This is a genomic window from Paenibacillus sp. FSL H8-0548, assembly GCF_038630985.1.
Lineage (GTDB): Bacteria > Bacillota > Bacilli > Paenibacillales > Paenibacillaceae > Pristimantibacillus.
Genome location: NZ_CP152049.1, coordinates 6,194,174 through 6,219,784 on the forward strand (window position 1 = coordinate 6,194,174; position 25,611 = coordinate 6,219,784).

20 protein-coding genes and 2 pseudogenes are annotated in these 25,611 nt (G+C 45.0%); 6 read left to right on the forward strand and 16 right to left on the reverse strand.

Annotation, left to right across the window (positions count from 1 at the left end; all coding sequences use genetic code 11):
* Nucleotide 1: 1 nt before the first annotated feature.
* Nucleotides 2-979: a ring-cleaving dioxygenase gene (locus MHI37_RS26360; RefSeq protein ID WP_076335873.1), complete on the reverse strand. Its 978-nt coding sequence runs from the start codon at nt 977-979 to the stop codon at nt 2-4.
* Nucleotides 980-1,039: 60 nt separating this feature from the next.
* Nucleotides 1,040-1,483 (reverse strand): MarR family transcriptional regulator, encoded by a 444-nt coding sequence (locus MHI37_RS26365; protein ID WP_076335872.1) that lies wholly within the window; start codon nt 1,481-1,483, stop codon nt 1,040-1,042.
* 151 nt (nt 1,484-1,634) lie between these two features.
* Between MHI37_RS26365 and MHI37_RS26370 the strand changes: the two genes are divergently transcribed.
* Nucleotides 1,635-2,270, forward strand: a complete 636-nt coding sequence (locus MHI37_RS26370; protein WP_083676141.1) for a M15 family metallopeptidase — start codon at nt 1,635-1,637, stop codon at nt 2,268-2,270.
* A gap of 456 nt (nt 2,271-2,726) precedes the next feature.
* Here MHI37_RS26370 and MHI37_RS26375 read toward each other — a convergent pair whose 3' ends face one another.
* The 6 genes from MHI37_RS26375 to MHI37_RS26400 form a co-directional block, all read right to left on the reverse strand.
* Nucleotides 2,727-3,743 carry an LLM class flavin-dependent oxidoreductase gene (locus MHI37_RS26375; RefSeq protein WP_076335962.1) on the reverse strand — a complete coding sequence of 339 codons (1,017 nt, stop codon included), beginning with the start codon at nt 3,741-3,743 and terminating at the stop codon, nt 2,727-2,729.
* 204 nt (nt 3,744-3,947) lie between these two features.
* Nucleotides 3,948-4,391: an Rrf2 family transcriptional regulator gene (locus MHI37_RS26380; protein WP_076335871.1), complete on the reverse strand. Its 444-nt coding sequence runs from the start codon at nt 4,389-4,391 to the stop codon at nt 3,948-3,950.
* Between the two features lie 242 nt (nt 4,392-4,633).
* Nucleotides 4,634-5,542 (reverse strand): aldo/keto reductase, encoded by a 909-nt coding sequence (locus tag MHI37_RS26385; protein ID WP_076335870.1) that lies wholly within the window; start codon nt 5,540-5,542, stop codon nt 4,634-4,636.
* An 18-nt stretch (nt 5,543-5,560) separates the two neighbouring features.
* A complete protein-coding gene (locus tag MHI37_RS26390; protein ID WP_076335869.1) occupies nt 5,561-6,211 on the reverse strand; it encodes a FusB/FusC family EF-G-binding protein in 651 nt (216 codons plus the stop codon).
* Between the two features lie 52 nt (nt 6,212-6,263).
* Nucleotides 6,264-6,950, reverse strand: coding sequence for a type 1 glutamine amidotransferase (locus MHI37_RS26395; protein WP_256710232.1), 687 nt, complete (start codon nt 6,948-6,950; stop codon nt 6,264-6,266).
* A 117-nt stretch (nt 6,951-7,067) separates the two neighbouring features.
* The gene (locus MHI37_RS26400) at nt 7,068-7,835 is read right to left on the reverse strand and encodes an IclR family transcriptional regulator (protein WP_076335868.1); all 768 of its coding nucleotides are present in this window, start codon (nt 7,833-7,835) and stop codon (nt 7,068-7,070) included.
* Nucleotides 7,836-7,944: 109 nt separating this feature from the next.
* Here MHI37_RS26400 and MHI37_RS26405 point away from each other — a divergent pair, with 109 nt between their 5' ends.
* Nucleotides 7,945-9,006 (forward strand): endonuclease/exonuclease/phosphatase family protein, encoded by a 1,062-nt coding sequence (locus MHI37_RS26405; RefSeq protein WP_076335867.1) that lies wholly within the window; start codon nt 7,945-7,947, stop codon nt 9,004-9,006.
* Between the two features lie 403 nt (nt 9,007-9,409).
* Here the strand turns inward: MHI37_RS26405 and MHI37_RS26410 are convergent, their stop codons facing one another.
* From MHI37_RS26410 to MHI37_RS26425, 4 genes are all read right to left on the reverse strand, one after another.
* Complete coding sequence (locus MHI37_RS26410; protein ID WP_076335866.1) at nt 9,410-9,703, reverse strand: hypothetical protein; 294 nt, start codon at nt 9,701-9,703, stop codon at nt 9,410-9,412.
* A 109-nt stretch (nt 9,704-9,812) separates the two neighbouring features.
* Nucleotides 9,813-10,223 (reverse strand): DUF2203 domain-containing protein, encoded by a 411-nt coding sequence (locus MHI37_RS26415; RefSeq protein ID WP_076335865.1) that lies wholly within the window; start codon nt 10,221-10,223, stop codon nt 9,813-9,815.
* 98 nt (nt 10,224-10,321) lie between these two features.
* Nucleotides 10,322-10,753 carry a hypothetical protein gene (locus MHI37_RS26420; protein WP_083676140.1) on the reverse strand — a complete coding sequence of 144 codons (432 nt, stop codon included), beginning with the start codon at nt 10,751-10,753 and terminating at the stop codon, nt 10,322-10,324.
* A gap of 85 nt (nt 10,754-10,838) precedes the next feature.
* On the reverse strand, nt 10,839-11,423 hold the full coding sequence (locus tag MHI37_RS26425) for a GNAT family N-acetyltransferase (RefSeq protein WP_076335864.1): 585 nt from the start codon (nt 11,421-11,423) through the stop codon (nt 10,839-10,841).
* 268 nt (nt 11,424-11,691) lie between these two features.
* On the opposite strand from MHI37_RS26425, the gene MHI37_RS26430 reads away from it, so the two are divergent.
* Entirely contained in the window at nt 11,692-13,179 is a 1,488-nt protein-coding gene (locus MHI37_RS26430) for an FAD dependent oxidoreductase (protein ID WP_076335863.1), read from the forward strand.
* A gap of 152 nt (nt 13,180-13,331) precedes the next feature.
* Here MHI37_RS26430 and MHI37_RS26435 read toward each other — a convergent pair whose 3' ends face one another.
* Complete coding sequence (locus tag MHI37_RS26435; protein ID WP_076335862.1) at nt 13,332-15,245, reverse strand: DUF4965 domain-containing protein; 1,914 nt, start codon at nt 15,243-15,245, stop codon at nt 13,332-13,334.
* Between the two features lie 128 nt (nt 15,246-15,373).
* On the opposite strand from MHI37_RS26435, the gene MHI37_RS26440 reads away from it, so the two are divergent.
* Nucleotides 15,374-16,201, forward strand: a complete 828-nt coding sequence (locus tag MHI37_RS26440) for an AraC family transcriptional regulator (RefSeq protein ID WP_076335861.1) — start codon at nt 15,374-15,376, stop codon at nt 16,199-16,201.
* A 472-nt stretch (nt 16,202-16,673) separates the two neighbouring features.
* Here the strand turns inward: MHI37_RS26440 and MHI37_RS26445 are convergent, their stop codons facing one another.
* Nucleotides 16,674-21,713: a stalk domain-containing protein gene (locus MHI37_RS26445; RefSeq protein WP_076335859.1), complete on the reverse strand. Its 5,040-nt coding sequence runs from the start codon at nt 21,711-21,713 to the stop codon at nt 16,674-16,676.
* Nucleotides 21,714-22,563: 850 nt separating this feature from the next.
* On the opposite strand from MHI37_RS26445, the pseudogene MHI37_RS26450 reads away from it, so the two are divergent.
* Nucleotides 22,564-22,767: pseudogene (locus MHI37_RS26450) on the forward strand (IS5/IS1182 family transposase); the annotation flags it as partial.
* A 41-nt stretch (nt 22,768-22,808) separates the two neighbouring features.
* Here MHI37_RS26450 and MHI37_RS26455 read toward each other — a convergent pair.
* Nucleotides 22,809-23,342, reverse strand: a complete 534-nt coding sequence (locus tag MHI37_RS26455) for a hypothetical protein (RefSeq protein ID WP_076335858.1) — start codon at nt 23,340-23,342, stop codon at nt 22,809-22,811.
* Nucleotides 23,343-23,373: 31 nt separating this feature from the next.
* Nucleotides 23,374-24,477, reverse strand: a complete 1,104-nt coding sequence (locus tag MHI37_RS26460) for an ogr/Delta-like zinc finger family protein (protein WP_256710225.1) — start codon at nt 24,475-24,477, stop codon at nt 23,374-23,376.
* Between the two features lie 120 nt (nt 24,478-24,597).
* Between MHI37_RS26460 and MHI37_RS26465 the strand changes: the two are divergent.
* A pseudogene (locus MHI37_RS26465) lies at nt 24,598-25,337 on the forward strand (IS630 family transposase); the annotation flags it as partial.
* Nucleotides 25,338-25,611 lie beyond the last annotated feature (274 nt).

Sequence of the window (25,611 nt, forward strand, 5' to 3'; positions counted from 1 at the left end):
TTTATTGCTGCGGCTTTGTGTCGAGCGGCTTCAGTCTCGCTTCAATTTGCGCACGCTTCGGCTCTAGAAATGGGGGAAGCGCAAGCGATTCTCCAAGATGGTTAATATCCTCATCCGTGTCAAAGCCCGGGCCATCCGTTGCAAGCTCAAACAAAATACCATTAGGCTCGCGGAAATACAAGGATCGGAAATAGAAGCGATCTACGAAGCCTGAGCTTGGTATGCGGACTCCGCGAATATGCTCGATCCACTTGCGCAGCTCATCATCGTCCTCAACGCGGAACGCGACATGATGAACGCCGCCATAGCCCTGCTGCTCGCGCGGAAGATCATGCCGCTGCTCGATATGAACCTCGGCACCGCTGCCGCCTTCACCCGTTTCAAACACGACAATATCCGGTTGGCCTGCTAAGGTCGATACGTATTTCCCTTTTTCACGGAAGCCCATCACCTGAGTCAGAACCATAATGGTCGGCTCTGGGTTTTTGACTGTGAGCTGGACAGGGCCTAGTCCTAGAATGCCGTACTGAACTGGCACCGTGCTTTTATCCCAAGGAATACCTCCTTTGACACCATGATTATGCTCGTCGGATACGAGCACGAGACGCTGTCCCTCAAAATCTCTAAAAGCAATTGAGCTGCGGCCAGCGCGCTCCACGATTTCATCATGATCGACATTATTTTGCGCAAAACGCTCCTTCCAGTAACGAATGGCTTCATCATTCCCTACTCGCAGAGATAATGCGGAAATACTGCTCGTACCTGCACGATTTTTGGCGGCCATCGGAAATTCGAAGAAGGTAAGCTCCGTCCCCGGATTCCCTTTCTCATCGCCATAAAACAAATGATACACGGATGTCTCATCTTGATTTACCGTTTTCTTCACAAGCCGCAAGCCTAATAGCTCCGTATAAAATTCAAAATTTCCGGATGCGCTGCTTGTAACTGCGGAAACGTGGTGAATGCCTTTAAGCTCCATATAAAAAACCTCCCATAAAGTCTAAATGGAAACATATAATATTGACCGCCGTCCTATAGCTCAGCTTTGAATTTTTCTCAGCAGCTCAAGCAGCTGCTTCTTCTCCGCTTGATTTAGGACGTTATACTGCGACGCCTGATGCTGCTCCTGAAGAGGAACGGCAGCATCAAACAGTTCTTTTCCTTTTTCCGTTAAGGAAACGTATTTTATTTTCCAATCCTGCTCTCGCTTTACGAAGCCCAAATTCTCCAGCTTGCCAAGCAGCTGTGTAATATTTCCCTTGGTAACAAACAGCTTGTCAGCGAGCTGCTGCTGCGTCAACCGTTTATGTGCACCGACTTGAGCGAGGATGTCGAATTGTGCTGCCGATAGATCCCACTTTTTCAGATGCTGATGAGTCTCGCGCGAGCTTCGATTGTAAACTCGCGATAAACGAAACCAAATCATTAAGCCTAATCTTTTATCTCGCTTAGACAACAAATCATCTTTATCCTTTCGCTCCATCTGATCACCCCATGGTCTCGTTATATTTGTCAGTTTAGTTATAAACTGATAAAATGTCAACTAACGTAGCTTAATCCCCTACCCGAGACTAGGGCGACCCATTTCATAATATGTTAAGATAAGCGGATATAAAGCATAAGGAGATTTACGAATGATTGAACGGAATCATCTTTCTCAGCGGCCCCTTCCCATAGGTCAGACATCTTACGAGCTGGCAGCACGGGGTAGACGCAGACGCAACAGACTGCTGCTGTTCGTTATTTTAGCTATAACTGCTGTGTTGTTGTGGAAAAGCATTTTCACCTTGGAACCCTATTCACCTAATCATAATATCAATCCCGCTCCCCCTGTAACTGAGCTGCATCCAGCCGTCTTTGCGAAGCAGAACGAGCTGATTGCAGCAGCAAGCCAGGCTGGCATTACGATTCTAATTACAGATGGCTTTCGCTCCAGCGAGGAGCAAGATGCCATCTATGCTAAGGGAAGGACAGCCGAGGGCCAGGTCGTTACTCAAGTGCAAGGCGGCCACTCGTATCATAATTATGGGCTCGCCATCGATTTTGCGCTGCGCACGAAGAAGAATGAAGTGGTATGGGATATGAAGTATGACGGCAATAAAAACGGAAAGTCAGATTGGATGGAGGTCGTCACGATTGCCAAAGAGCTAGGCTTCTCTTGGGGTGGCGATTGGAAAAACTTCCCTGACTATCCGCATCTGCAAATGGACTTCGGTTATTCCATCCGTCAGTTGCGCAATGGTCAGCGTCCGCCAGTTGATGTGGAATAGAGGCAGACTGTTCCTTGCAACGCAAGGTGAAACGGCTGTCGCCATCCTCATGGCGGTGGCGCGTTTCATTCCGGAGAAATATAGAGAAAGTATGGTAAAATGATATACTTTCCTATATTTCAAAAAAGGCCTTAGCAAAAGTAGATAAACCTACTTTTGCTAAGGCCTTTTTTGATCTATTCCTCGCCAGAGCGACGACGGCATGCCCATTTGATGGAAATATACGGAATTAGATCTACTTTTTAGACCTAATCCCGCTTTATGGGCTCATTCGACTAAAATAGATCTATAATTTAGATCTATTCCTCGCCAGAGCGGCGACGGCATACCCATTTGATGGAGATCTGCGGAATTAGATCTACTTTTTAGACCTAATCCCGCTTTATGGGCTCATTCGACTAAAATAGATCTATAATTTAGATCTATTCCTCTCCTCAGCACCGCTAGCGCTACAAATTATAGCCCAGCTATAATCTCATACGAGCGCAAGCGTGCCTTGTGGTCAAAGATATGAGCAGCGATCATGATTTCATCCGCTTTTGTCGCTTCAATATATTGCTTAAGCTTGCTGCGCACCGTATCTGGTCCCCCAACGATCGTCGAACCGAGCTGCTGCTGCAATGCGATTTTCTCCTGAGCGGTCCAGATGCTGTCCATATCGTGAACAGGAGCAGGAAGCGGACCGCGCTTATTGCGAATAAACGATAGGAATAGCTGCTGATTAGACGTTGCTAGGTACGCGGCTTCCTCATCCGTATCTGCTGCGACAACATTAACGGCAACCATTCCTTTCGGCTGGTCAAGAACAGCCGATGGCTTGAAGCTGCTGCGATAAAGATTCATGGCCGGTACAGTAAACGTAGGCGAGAAGTGTCCTGCAAATGCAAAAGGCAAGCCCAGCTCCGCAGCCAGCAACGCGCTAAAATCACTTGAGCCCAGCAGCCAAATCGGAATATCCAAGCCTTCACCAGGAATCGCGCGAACAGGCATGCCTACTTGTGCGCTCGACGGATCTAAAAACGCACGCAGCTCCGCAAGCTGTTCCGGAAAGTCTTGACCGTTGCTTCTTCTGTTTCCCCTAAGCGCAGCTGCCGTAAGACCGTCTGTTCCAGGCGCTCGTCCGAGGCCAAGGTCAATACGACCAGGAAATAACGTTTCTAGTGTGCCGAACTGCTCCGCAATCACTAGCGCCGCGTGGTTAGGGAGCATAATGCCTCCTGAGCCTACTCGAATCGTCGACGTGCCTGCTGCTACATGGCCGATAACGATGGACGTAGCCGAGCTTGCAATGCTGGGTGCATTATGATGCTCCGCCAGCCAGTAACGATTGTAGCCCCATCGTTCTACGTGCTGTGCCAAATCCAACGTATTGCTGAGTGATTCTGCAACTGAGCCACCTTCTACAATTGGAGATACATCTAGGACCGATAGCGGAATATTGAACGTGGATTGATTGATTGTATTTTCTAACATCAGCTTCACCCTTTGCTTCTAATTAAATGTCGCAGCACTACTGCAGCAAATCCTCATAAACTGTATGAAAATTAAATACATATTGAACGCAAAATAATCCGCACCAGGCTTACAAGAGGCACAGCCAGCGGTAAAATACGAGTAACCTGTCTATTACCGCTATCCGTATCGACAGCTCCAGCCATCGCCTTGTACTCTTATATGCTATACTTGAAGCGGATTTTGCTGCTGTTGGCATTTTCTTATTCTATCCAGAACCGTTTGAAGCGTGTTTTGCTCCAAATAAGCCTCATAATGCTGCTCGGCCTCAAAAAAGAAATGATCCATGACCGCTTGAATATTAGCAGATACGAGACAATCCTCCTCCGGATTACCCGAGCACCAATGCGGCTTCAGCGTCCCGCCGGAAAGCGCGCGGTATATTTGAGCCAGCGTAACCTCATTCGGTACGCAGTTCAGTATATAGCCTCCGCCAATACCTTCCTTCGTCTTCACAAAGCCATGCTTGCGCAGTGTACTCATAATTTTGCGAATGCGAGTTGGATTCGTTGCCACATTGCGAGCGATCCTCTCGCTGCTTGCCATATGGTCAGGTAAATAGGCTAACAGCGCTAAGCTGTGAACCGCTACCGTAAACTCACTGTTCATTTTCACAACTCCCTCTCAAGAAGGATACTGTAATCTTATTTCATACAGTTGATAAAGTCAAACCTTCCCCGCCAAGCATAGCACAAAAGAGAAAGCCGTGGTACAGGCTCTCTCTTCGCAGCTTATAGATATAACAATGGATGTGCCTATTGTGTCACCCGAAAACGCGACCTAACTGGATCATAACGCAGAAAGTTCATTCTGTGAATCATTTCTTTTTATTTCATTTTTCCATATAAATCTTATCGATGCTGCTCATAAAGACTGCTTTTACTTATACGCTGAATCGCCTCTAATTCTGCAGTCGATAACGGAGCCGCCTCATTCGCCGAAATATTGTGCAGCAGCTGTTCTATTGTGCTAGCCCCAGGAATGACCGTTGCTACCGCAGGATGGGCCAATGCATATTTCATTGCGGTGTGTGCGAGATCACGAGCGCTTTCTCCGACTTCCTGCAAGGACGTATGTAAGGCAGTAAGCTCCTGCGCGCTGTAATCCAAATACCCTTTTTCCATTTTCACAGTGCCAGCCTTCGTTAAAATTCCTTTTGCTACCGGGCCCCGAGCAATCATGCCAATGCCGTTGTCTGCCAGCAAGGGCAGCACCTGTTCCTCAGCTCTTCGGTCTAAAATGCTGTACTGGCTCATCACGCTTACGATATTCGACCGCTCTGCGTACTCTCGGATGACATTCGGACGTATAGAAGAAATGCCATAATAGCGAATAAACCCTTCCTGCTTCAGCTCCTCGAATGCTTCGATGGTTTCCTCGATCGGATCTTCCAGCGTACCCCCATGGAGCTGATATAAGTCAATATAGTCCGTTTGAAGCCTTCTTAGGCTATCCTTTACCGCTGCCTTAATATAGGCCTTCGACGGGTCCCATGACCAGCCTTCCTTGCCAGGCTCCCATCGATTGCCTACCTTAGTCGCAATAATGATTTCCGACCGTCGTCCCCGAACCGCCTCGCCTACAATCTCCTCATTAAGTCCTTCATGGTACAGGTCAGCTGTATCCAAAAAATTAATGCCGCCGTCAATCGCTGCATGCACAAGTGAGACAGCCTTTTCCTTATCGGTACCAAGCGACATGCAGCCTAGGCCGATTTCACTAACGTAAAGCTCCGATTGTCCGAGACGATTTTGCTTCATGCTTGAACACTCCTTTTTTTAAGAACAAATAATTTCTTCGAAAAATTTCTCTAAATAAGTAATATCCGTAATCCGCGTATTGCATAGCATACTATCGGTGCACATATAGTTGCCTACCGCTTTATAATAATCGGGAGAATTATGCAGCTTTGCTTTCGAGATCGCTGTTACGAGTGCTACCTCGCCGTAGCCGTTGCATAGCGAGCAAATATTTTTTTTGCCCGCAATAGTAAAACGCGCCTCAATTCCTGCAACCTTGCCTTGGTAATCATAGACCATATACAGCTTATTAGAGCCCGCATCAATCCAGCCCAAATAGGTTAAGGAAACGAAGGATAAAGCAGATAAATCAGGAACCTTAAGCTTCTTTACTTTCGGGAAAAGCTTCTTGATCGCTCCTTCCGTCACGCCAGAGAGCGGCAGCAAATACGGCTGCAGCGCATTAAGCGCATGGTCATATTCGATTTTGCTCTTATGCTCGAATAGAGGCTTGAATAGCTGCTCCTGCTCAGCTGTTTTCTCTTTAAACAGCTCTTCCACCAGGCCCTCTGCTGAGTATTTAGCCGCTTCAATGACCTTTTTGTCCGCGACAGTATTGTAGGTTCGCTGCAATGTATCGACGCTGCGCTTAATGGCATTGAATTGGTGATTATGAATAAATGGTTTCATTGTCCCTTTGCACCTCTTCTTTTCGACTATTTAAATAGATCGTCTATATCGCTTATCTGCTTATTTGATCCAATATTTGATGAAGTAATTTAATTGAAACCTCACTTTGTCCAAAAAGACTGCGTATCTGCTCCTCCGACTGAATATACGGCGCGTCGATTAGTTCGCTGGACCAATGATCAAACATCGCCTCCATGCATGCCGGCGTCGTTTCCAAATGGAATTGCAGCCCGAGCACATGCTCTCGGTAAGCAAAAGCCTGTACCCTGCACGCCTCTGAATAGGCCAGCAGCCGCGTCTCCTCTGGCAGATCAAAGGTGTCGCCATGCCACTGAAATGAAACGAGCGGCTCCGGCAAGTCAACCAACCATGCGTGCTGCTCCGGTGTGCGATTGATCGTATGCCAGCCAATTTCCTTATAGCTATTCCGGTATACCGGACTGCCTAGCAATTCAGCGATCATTTGAGCGCCGAAGCAAATGCCGAGCACTTTTTTGCCACGGTTCATTGCTTCTGCTACGAATTGCTTCTCGTGTATTAGCCAAGGATAACGATCTTCCTCGTAGACACTCATCGGCCCCCCGCAAATTATAAGCAAATCTAAGTTATCCAGCCAATCAAGGCTGATCTCAACGGAAGGGTCTCGCAAGACGAAGTGATGTCCACCCGCACTAGCCCATGAACGAAAAGCAAAGTCATCATCAAAGGAAAAGTGTCGAAAAGCTAATATATTCATCATTTCATTCAACTCCAATTCACGCAAGCTGCGGTTATTGAAGCTAATTATAATCCCATTATTCGATATTCGTAATATCACTTTCCTGAATAGTGGGATAATTACTAATAAATTCGTTTGCTATTTCAGCTTATATCGGTAGCCCAGCTCGTTCGAGATCATATCGGCATATTTTTTTACGAGTAAACTATATTTTTCAATAGCAGCTTCCGTTAACCGAAGAGTTGGGCCAGCAACGTTCAAGGAGCCTATGACCATGTTCTCGTATGAAAAAATCGGAGCGCCGATGCCGGTCGTCCCCTCTGTTGCCTCGCCCGAGGTCACTGCATAGCCCTGCTTATGGATCGCAACAATCTCACCCTCGATATATTCCCGTGTCAGGGGCTTTAAAGAGGGCAAGGCCTCCCAGTCAGTCTCATCCATAATAGCCTCCTGTGTTTTTCTAGGCAAATAAGCGAGAATAACCCGGTTTGAAGCACCTATACACAAGGGCAGCTTGAGGCCGATCGGTTCCGATATTTTTAAAATTTGCGGAGAATCTACCGAATCGATATAAACGCCCTCTGCATTTTCGCGAGTTGCTAAATAGACCGTTTCCTTCGTTTTTTGCGATAGCTCCTCCATAAAGGGTCTGGCGATCGTGCGGAGCATCAGGCTGTCCCACATGAGAAAACCATATTTCATAATGGACAAGCCTAGCTTGTACTTCTTAGTCTTGGCATTCTGAGCGACGAAGCCATGCTCCATTAAGGAAGCTAATATCCGATGCACGCTTTGTACCGGCATATTCAGCTCTCGGCTCATCTCCGTAACACTAAGCTCCTTCTCCGTTCCTTGCGGAAGGAGAAGATCAAGCAAATGAATCGCCTTCGTTATGACGCCAGACATTGCCGCTCACCTCCAAAAAAAACTTATATTTCATCCCATACAATAGTTCATTCCCGAATCCTTTCGTGTATTCTTAACATAGATAAGCAATAGTGAAAGGAGTGAAGCAATGGGAAAAAAGTTATTCAAAAGATTATGTGTGCTTCTATTAGCAATCGTTCTAATTATTGTAAGCTTCTTATTGTATCTTACTTTATCTGATTACAAACCAAAAGAAGTTACCGAGCTAACGACCTTAAACGCTGCCGAAAATATTTTAGAGCAAGGCACGCCATTTTCAATAACAACCTTCAATATTGGTTATGCTGGATTAGACAGCAGGCAGGACTTTTTCATGGATGGCGGGAAGCGCTCACGCTCCAGCAGCAAGGAACAAACCGAAGCAAATCTCGCTGCTATTTCAACATTTATGAGCAATGCTCATTCAAGCTTTTATTTGCTTCAAGAGGTCGATGCAAGATCTTCACGAAGCTATCGTATTGATCAAGCAGACTATTTATCCAAGGCTTCGGCAGACTACAGCTCTACTTTTGCCTACAATTACAAAGTACCTTGGGTACCCGTTCCCGTATTTTCTCCTATGGGCTCGGTTCAGAGCGGATTGCTCACTCTCGCTTCCTTCAAAAGCACAAGCAGCCAGCGTTACGATCTTCCAGGCAAAGAAAGCTGGCCTCGGCAGCAGCTCGATTTGGATCGTGCCTTTGTGGAAAGCAGATTTCCCGTCAGCAATGGAAAAGAGCTCATCCTCATCAATCTGCATCTATCAGCGTTTGACAAGGGCGGGGAAATCCGAAAGCAGCAATTAGACTATTTATCCGCTCATCTGGAGAAAGAAAATGATCAAGGCAATTATATTATCGTAGGCGGTGACTGGAACCATGCCTTGCCCGGTACTGATCCGGCTCGCTTCGTAACGACGCAAGGGTGGCCCGAATGGCTGCAAAAGTTTCCTGAGGATTTTAAACCGAACGGCTTCAATTGGATCATTGACGAGAGCATCCCTACCGTTCGGACACTCGATATTCCCTATACGGAAGGCGTGAATTTCAAAGCAGTTATTGACGGCTTCTTCATTTCTTCAAATGTTGCTATGACCAGCATCAAGGGGACCGACTTAAACTTCGAGTTTAGCGACCATAACCCCGTAACGGCAGAGTTTGTTCTGCAATAAAGAACAAAATCACCCTTACGGATGATTGGAAATCGCAGTCGCGTCAGCTCGGACTTCTAACGGAAATCAGAGACGCTAAATCGCCTTTATTTCTCGTTGCAAGATTCTAACGGAAGCACAGGCCTCTATTTGCACCCTACATGCCCGATCTCGCTTCATTTCTACGGAATAGCGTCTCCCACTTCCGTTAAAATGTGACGCTAACCAAAAATGGCACTTTAGCGTCTCTGGCTTCCGTTAGCTTTCGTTATCTACTTACTGGCTGCTGCCGCAGCATCATTATCAACAGGTTCGGAGAATGTATAGTTTCCTATATAACAAGGTGAAATGGCTATCGCCGTCCTTGTCTAATGACAAGAAGAGTCTCGATGATGTTGAATCGGGACTCTTCTTTATTTCCCCCTTATTCTACATCTACGATCATACTAGCCCAGACGGTCGAATAAGGGCCTACATCTATGGACTGTAAATATTTCGGACTCTCCAGGTTTACCCAATAGCTTCCTGGATGCTTAAATTTCAGCTCGCCTGCATATTTATTATCATTAATGATTGCCTTCACTGAAAAACTCTCTCTAAATTCCTTCAATGCTGGATCGTATTCGCTTGCAGTTAAAGTCACCTCATCGAATAGCTCATGCTGCCGAATGATGATTGCAGTCAGAAGCATTGCCGTTGTTTTTCTGAAAATGGTCATGCAGCACCAGCCTCTCTACTCGAATGAGCCCACTACATACATAACGCAGCCGTAATTAGGAATGTTCCACTTCAGGCACAGCTGGCTTTCAGCTGCCCCTGCGGCTCTACTACTGAGGAAATTCTTTTCTCCCGGCAAAGCCATCATTCCAGCCATGATAGTGGCTGACACGCTCTTCGCCTTCCTTCCAGCAGATCAGAATATCCTCGCCGTCAAGAACGGCTGGAAAGTCGATCAGTCCCGGATTAATCATTTTCAACTGTACGCCTTTGCGCGCAAAATTTTCTATCAATAGGTCTGCTTCCATCTTCATGAACTCCAGCTGGCTTTCCTGCTCAAAGAACGGATCCATGCTGCCTTGCTCCGCCACAAAGGCTTGCTCAAAATCTGTCTTTTCCTTCTGATAGTCCATATACTGCTTCTCAAACTGCTTCGTTAAATTTTGAAGCCTCGTTAAGTCCGCCTTCAACTGCGGCAGCAGCTCATTCGCTTCGCTCAATGTGAAAATTTTGTTCTCCATTATGTACCTGCTCCTTATCCGATTGCATTTCTTTAGACAATTAATGATGAATACCTTATTGTTGCATACCCGGTCGAATAAACGCCAGTACCAGTGATTTAGACTAACAAAGTAAGCATATCGTTCATAACCCGCTCCACACGCGAATCCTTAAAATCACGATCTGCTACATAAAATAATAAAACATTGCCAATCACATAAACGCTATGCTGAACAACATCGGCTGTTGCTGTACTATCCTTAAAACCCTTTTCTCCCTCCTTAGCTTCTTTGCTTGAGGAATACACGTATATACTAATCAATTGATCATTATTTATTTCATAAGTTTCAGGTGTTACACCATTAAGAACTCTTGTAAATACATTTTGGGGATGCAAGTCCTTGGGCTCAGATCGTTCAATTTCATATTTATCAAATAATTCCTTTACCTGCGTGGCGGTTATTAGCTTCTCAGTTATGAACGTCTCCTTAATGCTGCAGCCTGTAATCATGATGCAGATTACCGTGAGAATGACTACTATCCTTTTCATTGCAACGCCCCCATTACCGTACATACATAGGCTATCCTGCACTAGCCGCTACCTTGCAAAAGTGCAGGACAGCATTGGCATACATTCAAAGCTCTTTCCCTCTAATTTTGGAGAAAATCATCGTGTCGCGAAGTGAACCGTCTACGGCACATTTTTCGTACCGTAGAATACCTTCAAGCGTGAAGCCTAAGCGCTGAGCGACACCAGCGCTCTTAATATTACGAGAATCACAGCGGATCTCAACGCGATTCGCCTTTAACTCTTGAACAGCAAAGTTGCTTATCGCATCTACTGCTTCCGATATATAGCCATTTCCGCTAAATGCAGAATGAATCCAATAACCGATCTCAAACTTTCTCGATTGCCAATCGATCCGATGAAGACCACTGCTCCCTATCAGCTGACCCGTTTCCTTTAGGATAAGCAGCAGCATGAAATCTGAACGCTCTAAAAACTTTAATCGTGCTCGCCTAACAACAGCTTCCGATTCGTCCACTGTAGGTATTTGCTCAGCCCAGGGCATCCAAGGCTTCAATTCTTTTATACTCGCTTTCACTGCCTCGTTAAGATGAGCACCATCTCCCCATAATGGCGAGCGGATAATCAGCCTCTGGCTTTCAAAGCTCTCAGGTATGTCCAGCAAGAGTGGATTCATTGTCGCATCTTCCATCCTTAAGCACCTCCTATATAAAAAAGTAATTATTGCCTGATTTGAATGCAGAACTTTAATCTCTTCTGTACATTTCTGTCCAAATGATGGAATTATAATTTGAACTTTGCTTCTATCCAACCTATAATACACATGTTGTAAGTGTAACACTCTTTTAATTGTATATCGTTTATCCGACTAGCAACAATTCCCTTTCTCAAATAAATCAACTAAAAGGATTGATGAAACCTCAGTCAAACTAGAAATTATAAAGAAAGGTATGAAATTTATGAAACAATATGTCCCGGCTGCGCAATCAAAAGCAGAAAAAGCAATCGTCATCGGTGCAGGCATCGCTGGATTGCTGACTGCACGGGTCCTTTCTGATTTTTATGGTGAAGTCTTGATTATTGAAAGAGATGAGTTTTCACTGAAACCTTCTAACCGTCTCGGCACGCCGCAGGCGTTTCACCCGCATCGCATGCTCCCGCGCGGCAGTATGATTCTCGAGCGTTATTTCCCTGATTATATTGAGGACTTGTTAAATCTAGGTGCCTTTCCAACCATGAAAGAAAAAATGCTGATAGTAAATGAATTCGCCAGTTTCAAAGCTAGTTCTCCTGTGAAAAACGCAGCTTGCAGCAGAGCATTACTTGAATACGTTCTGCGTCAGCGCGTAGATCAGATTCCAAAAGTACGGTTTTCATCAAATTTGGAAGTAACCGGCTTGCAAGCATCATCTGACCAGACAAGAATTATTGGCGTATTTACAAGGGATTGCAGTGATCAAAAGCAAGAGGGGGCCTCAACTGCCGATTTGGTGGTGGATACAACCGGGAGTTCCTCCAAAGCCACCCAGTGGCTGGAGTCTCTTGGCTTTGTTGTGCCGGAACCAGAACGTCTTCATGTCTCGCTTGGCTATAGTACCCGTTATTACAAAATACCTCAGCAGCTTGAAGAAAACTGGACATCCATTATTTCAGAAGCACAGCCATCCAAATGCGTTAGTACCGCAATGCTTCTAAGATTTGAAAATAATATCGCTGGAACTTTGTTATTTAGCGCTGGAGGAGAACATTATCCATCGACGGATCCTGAACAATATCAAGCAGAAATAAACCATCTTCCTGATTCACGAATGGCGGAAATTGTGAAACAATTGGAACCTGTTCAAAGTCCACGGGGCTACCGTACACCGGAATCTGTTCGTCAACATTTTGAGAAAATGGAAAATTGGCCGTCCGGGTTGTTAGTTCTAGGTGACGCTTTTTGTTGCTTTGATCCTATCCATGGGCAGGGAATGACGGTAGCAGCGATTGAAGCAGAAACTTTAGGAGGTTGCTTGGAGGAAGAGCGCAGCAATCCACAGCCCCATTTCGAGCGGCGAGTACTGAAAAGAATGCAGGAGGCCATTGAACCAGCCTGGTGGCTCAGCTCCGTTGCAGATCTGCGATGGAAAGGGGTAGAGCATGTATACTCTGAACCAATGAAGGGCGTTGTATTTGCACAAAAATATTTGGATTTGTATATGAAGCAGACTATGAAGCTCGCAACCACAGAAAATAACCTATCCCTGTACTCGGAACAGTTTATGATGAATGCATTGATTATCTCCCCCCGTGAGATTTTCAATTCCAATGTACTCACACTCATCTTGGAGGATAGTCGATCTTTAGAGGCACAACAATTATTAGCAGAGCTGGGTGAGACAGATCCCCATAAGTTTCAGACGAGGATAGATGCGATAATTCCTTCGTTCGCACATATATTTGATTAGAATATGCCGACTGCAAACCGTTACACATGAAAAAAAGCAGTCCATCCTCATCCAAGGGTGGACTGCTCTTTTCATTACTCATTTAAATACGTCGTCACCCGATTCTAGACCCGCGATGAAAGAGGTATTACCGCTATTCACTTTTGAAAGCATTAAATTCCTTTGTCAATAAGTAACTTGATGAATAGCCCACCCTGTACCGATCTGTTTTGGAAGTTTTCTATTTTCGCATCGGTCGTCGAATAAAAATCCGTCATTGGAACACGGCTTTCCGACTCGTTGTACGCAAGCCACAAGCGATCTACGATGGTCGTGAAATCTTCCTTGTTATCACAAAGCGAGGCGCTCCACACCAGCCAATCTGATTTGGTATAGTTGTTGCGGTTATCCAACATGAGGCCGTAAGGGCCGGAGTACTTTTCGATATAGGCTCTCGTCTCTGCCGTAAAGGTATCTTTAGGAAATAAGTTCAGTCCGAAAATTTGATCCCAGACCGCATTGTATTTCATACTAAAGGAGCCAGGACGGTCAAATGCCAGACGGAACGTCCCATCTTCATTTGCGGCCATAGCCAGCCATTTTTCAACCATGGACCCGGCAATCTTCAGTAGTTCCTCTGCTTTCTCCTCATTTCCTGCTAAGCGGTTCAAAATAGAGAAGCTGGCGATTCCCATGATGGCCTTAATCGATAAATTACAGTTATGGGCTAAATGCCCTGCGAAATCGTCCGTACACAACTGGTTATCCGGATCTACGCCGTTTTTGATAAGGTAATTGCACCATTTCTCAAGATGGCTCCAATTCTCCTGAGCAAACGAGATGTCATTTTCCGCAAGTGCAACTGCCGCGCTAACGATCAGCATATTTCCGCATTCTTCCACTGGCATCTGCCAAGTAGGGCAAGTCCCATGGCTGTATACCTGACCGTTAAGAATAGGATAGGTCCCCACATCGTGAGGAGCAAAATCGTAATGCCAAACATCCATTGAGGCATATTTGAAAATCGGTCTTAGCATCCCTTTAACAAGCTCTGGGTTATAAAGCAAAAATAGAGGGATGGAAGGATAGGTCACGTCGACGGTGGCGGCGCAGCCGTTACTGAAATTCTCCTTGGAAATAAACAACACATCTCCGTTTGGATCCACACAAACTTTATGCGCTGCAATCGCCTGCCGGTAGGCTAGGAATAGCAGTTCCGCATATTTTTCGTTGCCTGAATCAGTGGCATCCTGATACAGTTTCGACGAGAATAATTCGCATTTATTGGAAATAGTGTCATACTCGCTCAAGGCTTGCTTGATCGCTTCCTTGATGCTTTGGCCGTCCTTTTTCCAATACGCATTGAGGGGCTCGTGGAAATATTCAATTGCCTTAATATCATCATAAGCGACGGCAAAAAGTCCTTCAGCATTTTGTTCCGTATCTAGCGTGATCGACAGTGCCATCGTATGGTTCAGGGTACCGTATTCATTGGTGCTGGTTGTGGCAGTAACTACCGCTTGGTCATGATCCGAAGCGAGATATACATATCCCCAATTGATTCTAAGGTCATCTCCAGCTACGGATAACATATTCTGGATCTTACTTCCAATCTCACCGCAGGTAAAGCCTGGTTGGCTAAGATCGGCATATTCGGTTGGGAACTCGTACTTTAAATTTTGGCAGATCTCGCCATCCACCATAATGGTAATCGTCACATTATGAATTTTCCCATCATTGGTCCAACCTTTCGCATGAATATAAGAAACTGGTCTGGACATTAGCTTCAAATCATCCATCAGAAGGGGCGTAGTAAATGTAATTTCTAATTGAATTTCATCACATGCAAAACGGTAGTTGGTTGAGAGTGCAGTAATGTCCAGACTAGTTTGTTCCATTTTCAAGCTGTTTGGCTTATCGCCCATAAAAAGATACTCTTTGCCACTGACTGAAGCGGTGCCGATCATTCGATGAGGTTTACCCGTCCAATGCTTGGTGTCTGATTCATTCAACTTGTCTGCCATCGACCAAATAGAAAAATAAGGATCTATGGTAATTAGTGGAACGGCTGGAGCTCGCAAATTCATTTCAATCCCTCCTATTTCGCTTAGATTTAGTAAGATTACAATTCTTTTGTTCTACGCATTGTTTAATTTATCATATTAATTGATATATAATAATAGGAAATATCACTTCAAAGGTGAGGATTATAATCATGCGTGAGGATATATATAATTTCTGGCAAATGTGCGATTCCGATTTCCCACTGAATGTCATGATGTCAGGAATCTCTTATTGCGATAAAAATTACCGGATTGATCGGCAAGGCGAAAACCTCTTTTCGTTCGAATACATTATCGATGGCAGTGGCGTTCTGAAGATTGACACCCAGACTTTGTACCCTCAAAAAAATGACGTTTATATTTTGACTCGAAACAGCGATCACGTGTATTATTCCAGCGAAGATCATCCTTGGACTAAAATTTGGATAGTTTTTTACGGGGAATTTGCGGAATATTTGTTTAAGCAGTATTTGCCTCCAGACACGTATATTGTAAAGGATTGCAACATTCTTTCTTATATGAATGAAATCATTAATATATCGTCCGTCAGAGATAAGAGCTATTCCGAATTAATCGACGAAGTTTCAGTCATGTTGTTGAAGATCGTTTTGCGTTTAAAAAACCATTTGGAGCATAAGGTGCTCTCCGTTGCGGAGCAAATCAAATTATGCCTAGACGTAAACATTGAAAACAGGTTAGATATGAACGATGTTTGCGTACAGTTAGGATATTCGAAAAATTATATCATCAAGCTGTTTCGCGAAACGTATGGGATTACTCCCTATGCTTATTACCGCAAACACAAAATTGAACTTGCCAAGCATTACTTGCTGAACACTCATCTCATTATCAATGAAATCTCCGTCAAGCTGAACTTTGCGGACCAGCATTATTTTTCTTCGACTTTTAGAGCCATCGTCGGCATTTCCCCGTCCGAATACCGGAAAAGAAATAGCAAGATAGCCGGAACTACTCTATAGTGTGAGACGAATCAAAACACCTTCAAAATGATCTTCTCGCTGCTTGTAGATGCATTCTATGAGCTTCTAATACGTCTTCAAGAGAAGCAGCAGAACAATCAACGCTTGTACGGTGCCTCCTATTGCACAGATTATTTGGATTACATTTATGGAGATTCTGTGGGTGAACGAAATAAACCACGATATATCACTCAAAACTTCCCGATTTTTTTAAAAAGCAAAACTTTCGGTGAATCCGATATCAAGATCTAAGGTATAGCTGCGCAAGTTTGCTGTAAGTAAAAGATAATCTTGAGAGATTCTCCATCAGTAAGCCCCCCCTTTTCATAATCATCCCTTACATCCATCCGAGGGCAAAAAACTGGAGGAATTGGTAGATAACATTTAGGAGGGAAAAGGCATGATGGAGAATTATCACGTTTGACGGCGACAATCCATGTGCCTTTCCAACCATTAAGAAGTTAATATGCTGTTATCTGAAAATGGTAATGCCCTTCGTTTCCTTGTCATAAAGGACATTAGCACCAAAATATTCAGCTACGAATCGCAAAGGTATCATTGTGCGCTGCTTGAACAGCATAGCCGGAACCTCCATGTTTTCTGTTGCCTGTCCAATCGTAAATCTCAGCTCTTTGCCCTCTAGCGCTATGACAGCCGAGAAAGTCGCAGGATCCCAGGATACTTTTGCGCCAAAGCTTTCTGCAATCAGTCGTATCGGCACTAAGGTGCGATTTTCAACTAATAGTGGTGACACATCAAAGGTATATGGCTGATCGTTCAGCTCATATTCAAGGCTCTTAAGTGACAGATGAAGAGCTACCAGATCCTTGACGGACGCAGCCGCATACAAGCCGATATCATGTGTATAGCCAGTAATTACACCGTCCTTGTCGCTGTAGACACCGCCACGATTATGCTTTAATCCAGTTCCAGTCAGTTTGATGATTGAAGTTGCGTTATCCGACTGCAGATTGGCTCCAGCTATATTCAAACGAAGTTCGATCGGCTCGTTGAATTGTTCTACATTTACACCATTGACAATGATCGATAGCTCATAAATTCTGCTAAGCAGCTTCGCATCCACCTGCTTCATGGCTTGCAGGGCGTCATCAGTTGACAGTGGGGAAATCACTATCGTGACTGAGGTACTGTCCGGGTTAATAAGTGACAGTACATGTGCAGGTATGAAAACCGAGAAGGCATCTTTCTTGATCGTGATGCCTTGGCCTGCTAAGCCAATGGAGCGCGCCGTTTCTGCATTCAGCTCAGCCTTTTTGCTAGTTGCAGGAATAGTTAAGGACGGTGCTTGCTTGTTCTCCAGTTGCTCGGTAATTTCGCGTTGATTCTCAAGTGCAGTTCTTTCTACGGCAATTGGCGTGCTCGGTTGATACACATAAGACGGCTCATGAATCCATTTGGCATACAAGACAAGGTCACTGTCCACTTTGTCTGTATCAAATATCCAAGGGATGGTGTGCTGCTGATCTTTAAACCAGCCTGCGAACCGATACTCGTCTCTTGCAGGTGCTTCAGGCGCAGCAAGCGTCGACCCAGCTTCTACAGTTTGTTCAGCAATATTGCTTTCGTCTCCTGTGTGGAAGGAAACGCGGTAATTGATGATTTTTTCTACCACAGTAACGCTTAATGTAGACGTATTGTATTGAATCGAAGGGATTCCGTCATCTGATTGATACTGGCCATCGGCCGTGACCGCTTTAATAATCGCTGTTCCTGCTGCAATCGCGGTTACATGTCCTAGTTGATCGACTTTGACTATGGATGGATTACTGGACGACCAGAATACATCTTTTACAGTTGCATCATCTGGTGTGATTACTGCCTGCAGTTGTGCCTTGTCCCCAACCGTTATGCTTTCATCTCCTTTAATGCTAACAGCAGTAGGAGGGGTGTAAACCGAACCGTCTGCAAAGACAGGACGTAGCCGCCAATAGTTATTCCATTGATTAACGGTATTTCCTGCACCCGTAAAACGAATAAACCTAGCCTCGGTTGGTTCACTGAAATAGAAGGTCTGCAGGATATGTTCGGTGTTGTTCGAATTGACGGCAATACCAGCTATTCGTCCTTCAGTGGTGTAGCTCCATCCCTCTTTATCCTGTTGTGTATTCGTCTTATAAGTTCCTTCATCAGGCTTAATCCATGTCTTGCCATCCAATGAAAACTCTACGCCGAATTGGTAGGCTCGCGAGCCGCTTCCTGGCCGGACAACGCCAAGCTCAATGCCTTCAATTCGTTTAGCTTGATTTCCTAAATACATCGTAAGCGCGGCTTCATTTTCAGCAGCCCACCGGGGAACGTCGGGATTTCCTTCCGTTAGATCAGGATTTAAAACATGCAAGGCGTAGTTCGTGTTGGAACCATTAATTTGTTCACTACTAGCTGAAACGATCGGCGATGTAATGACTCCACTACTTAAGCGTATCGTGTAAACCGTCTTCACCTGATTGGCGTTGGTGAGGACAATTTGAATCTCATTTTGCGCGTAATGCTCAGGATAGATAATGTCGATTTTTGCGTTGCCATCGGATGAAGCGACGGCTATTTCCGGTAATTCAACAAAATCCAGCCCCAGATCATAGGTGTAGATAAATGTCCTTGACTTAAATCCTTCGATGACCTGTCCATTGATGCTAAGCTCGGATAATAGTGCAGGCGGAATAGGCAACTGATTGATGCTTTCGACGGCTTTAGTGCCAAGACGATCCTTTACCTGTTGAAGATAGAGGCTATCCGGCATGTTATCGAGAGCAGGGCTTACCTTTCTTTCCACACTATACATGTACGCCGGGAAGTTGGGTACTTGTCCATTATTCAGATTGGCGTTCTGCAGTAGAAACAAGTTAGGCTCAGAATCAAAGTCCGGCGGCAAATGACCGGTCAGTTCATCACCTTTCGTTAAAAACACATTCACCGTCTCACCATATTTTAATCGATCTTTCGGATAGTCATAGCTGTGACCGATTAGATAATTTGGTGAGATTTGTGGCTGGCTCATAATGAAAGGTCCCTCTGAGTTGTACAGGACATAGTTGACGCCGGAATGACCATGCGAGGTTCCCCAATTCCAGCGATTTTGGATATGCACTCTCGTCCGCATATTGTCGTACAGTCCCGCAGAGGACCAACGGAAATGCGGCTCGGAAGAATCGGCAGTATAATCAGAATTACTGTTGTAAAACACATTCGGACCAGATGTATAGGCGTCAAATGCGTAAGCATGGCGCATAAAGCGTGTATATAGTCGTTGACCGAGCATAAATTGCGAGGTGTTGAAATAGATGGAATACCTGCGCTCACCGGCATCCATATAACTGACAGGATCTAATACAGCGCCATCCTGCACTGTAATATTGCGAGATTGTCCGCCTCCTTGGAAGCCGATATCCAGGTGATAGGTCTGAAAGTTTCTAACCCACCCGTCCTTGACCGCATTCATTGTTACAAACACCATCGCATGATTCTCGTCATTATAGGTGCGGAAGAAGATGTTGTAACGGGAAGTCAACGGTTTATAGGCTTCACCTTGTGCATCCTCAACCGCATAGAAATGGGAAATGCCTTGAATTCCCTCTACGCCTACATTGGTTAGTCGTCCGTCATTAGTCAACTTGTAGATACGTGCAACATCCCAGCGCATATCCAAATTGTCAGCAAGCGGTTCTGCAAAAGTAAGCTGTTTATTTTCTCTGTCAATCGCAGCAATTGTACGTTCGCTCTTAAAATTGTTATTAAAAGTGTTAATGGTGTTGCTATTAGACCATAATCTGTCTGCAGCGCCATCTATACGGTCCATATACATAGCTTTTGCCCAATTTATATCGATCCGTTTGCGAACCTCTACAACCTCACCAACCTCGAATTTTGATACATCTGCAACGTGTACGCTAAACTGACCTGCCCCTACGTATTGGTCAGTCACCTCCACATAGTCGTTTCCTGTAGTAGGAGATGAACCAGAAAAGTGAATAAGCGTGCTGTTCTGACCAGTTGAGCGCGGAGAGTTCACATTGACGCCTGATTCTGTATTGGTATTGGGAGTCCGGTCATCATTCTTCTCAGGCACCCATGTACTGTTTGAATTCACCTTCCATGTGGAGATGAGCTTGGTGACGCCAGTTTCGAATGCTTGGTCCGCTAATTCATAGGTTAAGGGATTAGCCTGCGATCCATCCCCTTTGACGTCTGTTGGCGTTCCTTGTCCTGCACCCTGGATAACAACTCCTGAAGCTCTAATTGTCAATGGTCTACTAATGCGATAAATCCCTTCATTCAAGTACACAGCTCCACGAAAGCCGCTGTTGTCGGGGACCAGACCAGATACATAGTTGATGGCGTTCTGGATCATATCCCAAGCATCCATAGTGTCATCCACCAGTGGCTCCAGCCTTACCTTGACGGGAACATTGGGAATGTCTACGCCGCCCCCCTTATAGCCCACGTTGGAAAAGTCAGTAATTTGATTGCCTTTGTAATCTGGAATGTAGGCCAGCCTATCCTGAAGAAGCTGAACGGCCGGATATTCTTTGATGCCCGCTTCATCGTAATTGACGTTGCCAACATTGGCATTGTTGGAGTTTTGTTCATTGTGTATAGAATGATAAGTAGCAAATTCGTCAATAGCGGTAAAATAGTAAGTGTCATATAACGTCTTGCCATCTGCTGTAAGAGTCAGCAAAAGGCGATAAGTGCCTCGTTGCATTTGAACGGTATCCGGTATAGTCAGCGTATCCTGACCTTCAAATTCTTTTGGCGTGGATGTATACACAATTGTTTGGTCAGGCCCATAGAGCTGTGCAACTAGCTGCAGCCCAGTTCTAGCGTTGCTAATATGGAATACCGGAAACTTGTCCGTTTGCTTGCTCGCATCAATAACAGCGGGCCTCCCCTCTGTAATGCTCATACCCGGATAATTCGGGCGTATGTAAGCAAAACCTTTACCCGGCTTGGTTAAAAAATGCTCTGCATATGCCGGATTCTCATCAAGTAAGGCAGCCATTCTTAACAGTTCTTCCGCTTCTTCAAGTTTGAGTAAATCCTGCTCAATTGCCTCCTCCTCTGCAACTTCTTCAGCTTGCTCTTCGTTCCTTTCAGGAGACTCCGTGTCGGCATCTTTTTCTCTGTCAATTGTATATTGAAGTAAAATGGTATCGCTTACAAGATCACCTGACTTAATATAAGCTATGATGGATACGGATGCGTCAACAGAAATGGGCGACTCATAACGAATCCCGTTTTCCTGAGGGTCAGATCCGTCCAGAGTATAGTAAATTCCCGCTTCCACAACCTCACTTTGCAGTGTTATCTGCTGTGTCGTTTCGTAGGTGCCTGCACCTGGGGCTGCAGTTGGAGGAAGCAGTTCGTCTGCGCTGTAGACTGTATTGGACTCGGCGAACACAACAGTCTGCGGATACAGCTCCAGCGTACTAAATAACATGGTGAATAATAGAACAAACAGCAAACCCTTTTTACATAAATCGGAAATCGTTTTCATTTTATCTCCCCTTCTTCCTTTGCTTAATACTTACCGCCTAGCGTCATCCGATTCGAGCAATATGCACGTGCTAGCAAGCTCGGCACCAATTCGCTATAGCCCTCACCTACTTTCCACTGTAATGTACAGCTGTATCGAACAACCTAAGTATAGTAGTACGTTGCGGCTGATTATATGGTCAATTTGTTCAATGGCATATACAAAAAGGATAATAGCACAGAACATTCGCGATCTTGCAGTGTTGAGCGTCGTTTTACTGTGAGCGTCAAATAGGCCCCACCTAGTAGTCAGATGGGAGCCAATGTATGATGGATGAGTAGGATAAGTATTAAGGCATGCGACAGGTGAATTTACTTTGGCACACTGGAGCAGAGGCATACTCGATTAAGCCTGTTTGAAGATGTCTTCCGCTAATGCCATAAATGAATTGTTAAATCTAAAATTGGGTAGGAGGGCTACCCAATAATTATGTAGCCGGCCTCCCACACCACCACGTACCGCTCGGTATACGGCGGTTCCTAAGTTTACACAGTTACTTGTCGATTTCTGTTTACCAGTTCCGAGTGATTGAAGCATGTTAAACCTCGTCCTCACCCGTTTCCATAAACTCCTAATTTTCGCGATCCCGTGCCCCATAAGGGAAGTTAATTCTATATATATTTCCCAAAATAAAAAATACGTCCCTTGTTCTCCGCTAGAGTTGTGTGCGCTCGCTTTTCCCCAGATTGGCGCGGCTAATAGCCGTCAGGTGCGTCAATCTTTTCACCGCACCAAACTCCCGACCAAAATTGGGAGGTAATCATTAATGTCACATGAAATGAATGTTATTAAGCCTATTGCAGCATACGATGCTGGTCACATGGCCATCCGAAAGGCTCGACAAGGAAAAAAAGGCGTCGGTAAAAACCAAGTGGACACCTATTACTTTGACGTTGAGCGATGCAAAAATTGTTTACTCAGAGAAGGCTGTTACAAAGAAATCGCCAAAAGCAAGAGCTATTCCGTAAGTGCTAGATCCGATGAACACTCCGAGCAAATGGCATTTCAAGAGACGGAGTAGATCGATATAGATCTAAAAAAACTACGACGGCACAATCAACTAACAACCGCGATTTGATCCCATTGCGTTTCCAATTGATGCAAGAAAGTGTAGGGATTACGATTAAACCGTCTACGTTGAACGCCTGCAGATAGGCGCTCGCTCCATCGTGCTTTGCGCTGAGTATACGCTGCATAGCTCACACTTCTCAGACGAGCGATGACATGTTTTTGTCGGAGTGCATCGCTTACGAGCACGATCATCTCGCCATTTCGAACGATATAGTTGTTCCAATTGCGGAGTCCCGTAATTCGGCGGTGGCATGCTTTCGTCTGACGGAAAAATTGTTCCAGGTCGTTGTTGGTTCTCGGGATGTGATAATGATCGTAACAGGTAAACAGACCTTTCCAGAACCCGCGGGAATAGTTGGTCACGTTATTAACCATGGTGGAATCAGTCTCTTCCGTATACGTCTGTTTGAGCCAGTTCAATACATGGGTCATTTCCCATTCTACTGTTTCGCTCGTTTTATCATCGTCCGGTTCCAGTGCTGTTGCGATAGGGGCAATCGGCTTCGCCCAGCGGGACACAGCTTCGTATCGTGAGGTCTGTTCCCCAAGTTTACTGAAAATTCTGAATAGACCCTGAAGGAGAAGAGGCTCTTTTTTTAGTCAAGCATCGCGCAAGCGACGCTTGTATGGCCTGGGCTCGTTCATAGATCAACATGCCCGGTAAATGAATCGGCGGTTCGCCATCTTCCAAGAGTAAAGCGCGAACGGCCGCTACGTAACCCTTCGCCACCTGTGCTTCAGAAAGCACAGTTGTTTCCGCTGCTACGTGTGATGAGTCAGGAATCTCATCATCGTTCGTCCGTGCGGCTTCCGCTTCTTTTTTCTCGGTCTGCTCGATTTTTCGTTCCACATCCCGCAGGCCGCGCATGCTCTTTTTCAGTTCCATTTTGAGCTTTCGATCGGCATCTACAACAGGCTTGGCAATGTCTTTCAAATAATGGTACTGACAGTACTGATACGGCACGTCAGGCAAGAGAGATTCGAAAGCCTGCCGAATGGAAACTTGTCCGTCGCTTACAATCCCTACGATGGGATAACCCCATTCAATAATCGGATCAATGAGTGTCCGCAATTCAGCAGCGGCTCCACTTTTCATGTTCCGAGCCGCAAGAATGGTACCGCTGAATACTTCGCGAATAACGTAAAGCATCTCATTCCCCTTCTCGGGTTGGACACCGTCCATCGAGAGGATAATGCCGCCATTTTGCGCCGTTGTCTCTGCAAGGCTTTGTTTGACATGTTCATCGAGACTTGCAGCGAGAAGGGTTTGATACCTTTCATACAGCGATTGTGCATACCGTTCACTGGCCACAATGCCACGTTCATTTAATGCGTCCGCAATCTCTTTACGCGTGCGATGTTGCTTAAAACGCAGTTCACCGACCAGGCAGAGAACATCGTAGCTGTAAGATGAGTATTTCATGCTCAAAGCTTCTGCCTCTGCTGATTTATAAGTAGCACTTGCATGTATGCAGTTTTCGTTTGAACAAACATACGCCATACTCCATGCGTGAATGACGCCTGATAATTTAGATATTTTCTTTTTCCACGCGGTATGCGACCGCACTAATTTAGACTCACAATGTGGACAATTGTTCATTTCCGGTCTGAAGTAAATCTTTGGAGCAGCACCGAGGCGATTTTTCGAAAGCATAAGGGTCATCTCCTACATCATTCTTTCCCTTATGCATTCGACAGAAAGCAGGGAAATCTTGTTATATGATTGTACCGTCGTAGAAAAAAAACCATTATGGATTGTGTTCCTCATGAATTAGGGTTCACATCCAAGTTCAACTGGACACTCCAAATCATTAGAGGATACATCAAGAATAATTTCGGCAAAATCTACTCTATTCGGGGAGTATCGAAACTCATGCATCGGATGGATCTCAGTTATACCAAGCCGACTTACACTTTAGCGGCTGCTGACGAAGAAAAACAAAAAGTGTTTGTCGAAACCACCTTCCCCAGGTTAAAAAAAGTACGAAAACGGCGAAATTGATCATTTATTGTTTGAAGATGAAAGTATGATTCGGGATTACAAGGCACTTCAGAAGACATGGTTTGCCAAGGGAAAGCAACGAATGATTAAGACCACGGGTAAACATCTCGGTGTAAAGCTTTTGGCGACGTTGGACTATGGAAACGGAAATATCATCTGGAAGGAAGACGAACAGTATGATGCAGCAGCATTTCTAACGTTTTTAAGCCAAGTTCTCGAGGCTTATCCGACTGGCAAAATCGTTATCATATTAGACAATGCTCGTATTCATCATGCCAAGCTATTGTCGGGCTTCCTGAATGAAAATCAACGGTTGAAGTTTGTTTTTCTACCACCGTACAGTCAACAGTTAAACCTGGTCAAAGGGTTATGGAAGTGGCTCAAAGCAGATGTCATCAATTAATGTGTTTTATCACAAAACTGCTGAGATACGGAAAAATGTAGGGACATTTATGATTAATATCATGAAAGATCCCATGAATATTATCGATCGTCTTTGCATTAGAATGTAGAAGTGTCTTTAGTTCAACTTATATATATTGTTGGAAGCGCAGGATAGCGATGAAGTGATATTCGTTTCCATAAAGAGAAACCGAGCTAGGACTAAATCAGGGGAATAGGTGAAAGCAAGCGAGAGGATGGAAGGGGCGGCAAGATGGAAGGGAATGGTTCAGGCACATACAATCAAAGCTTTTCATCTCTAATTTTGGAGTAAATCATCGTGTCGCAAACAAAAATGAAAAAAAGACATAATCATAAATTCATTGATTATGTCTAGGCAAGCGT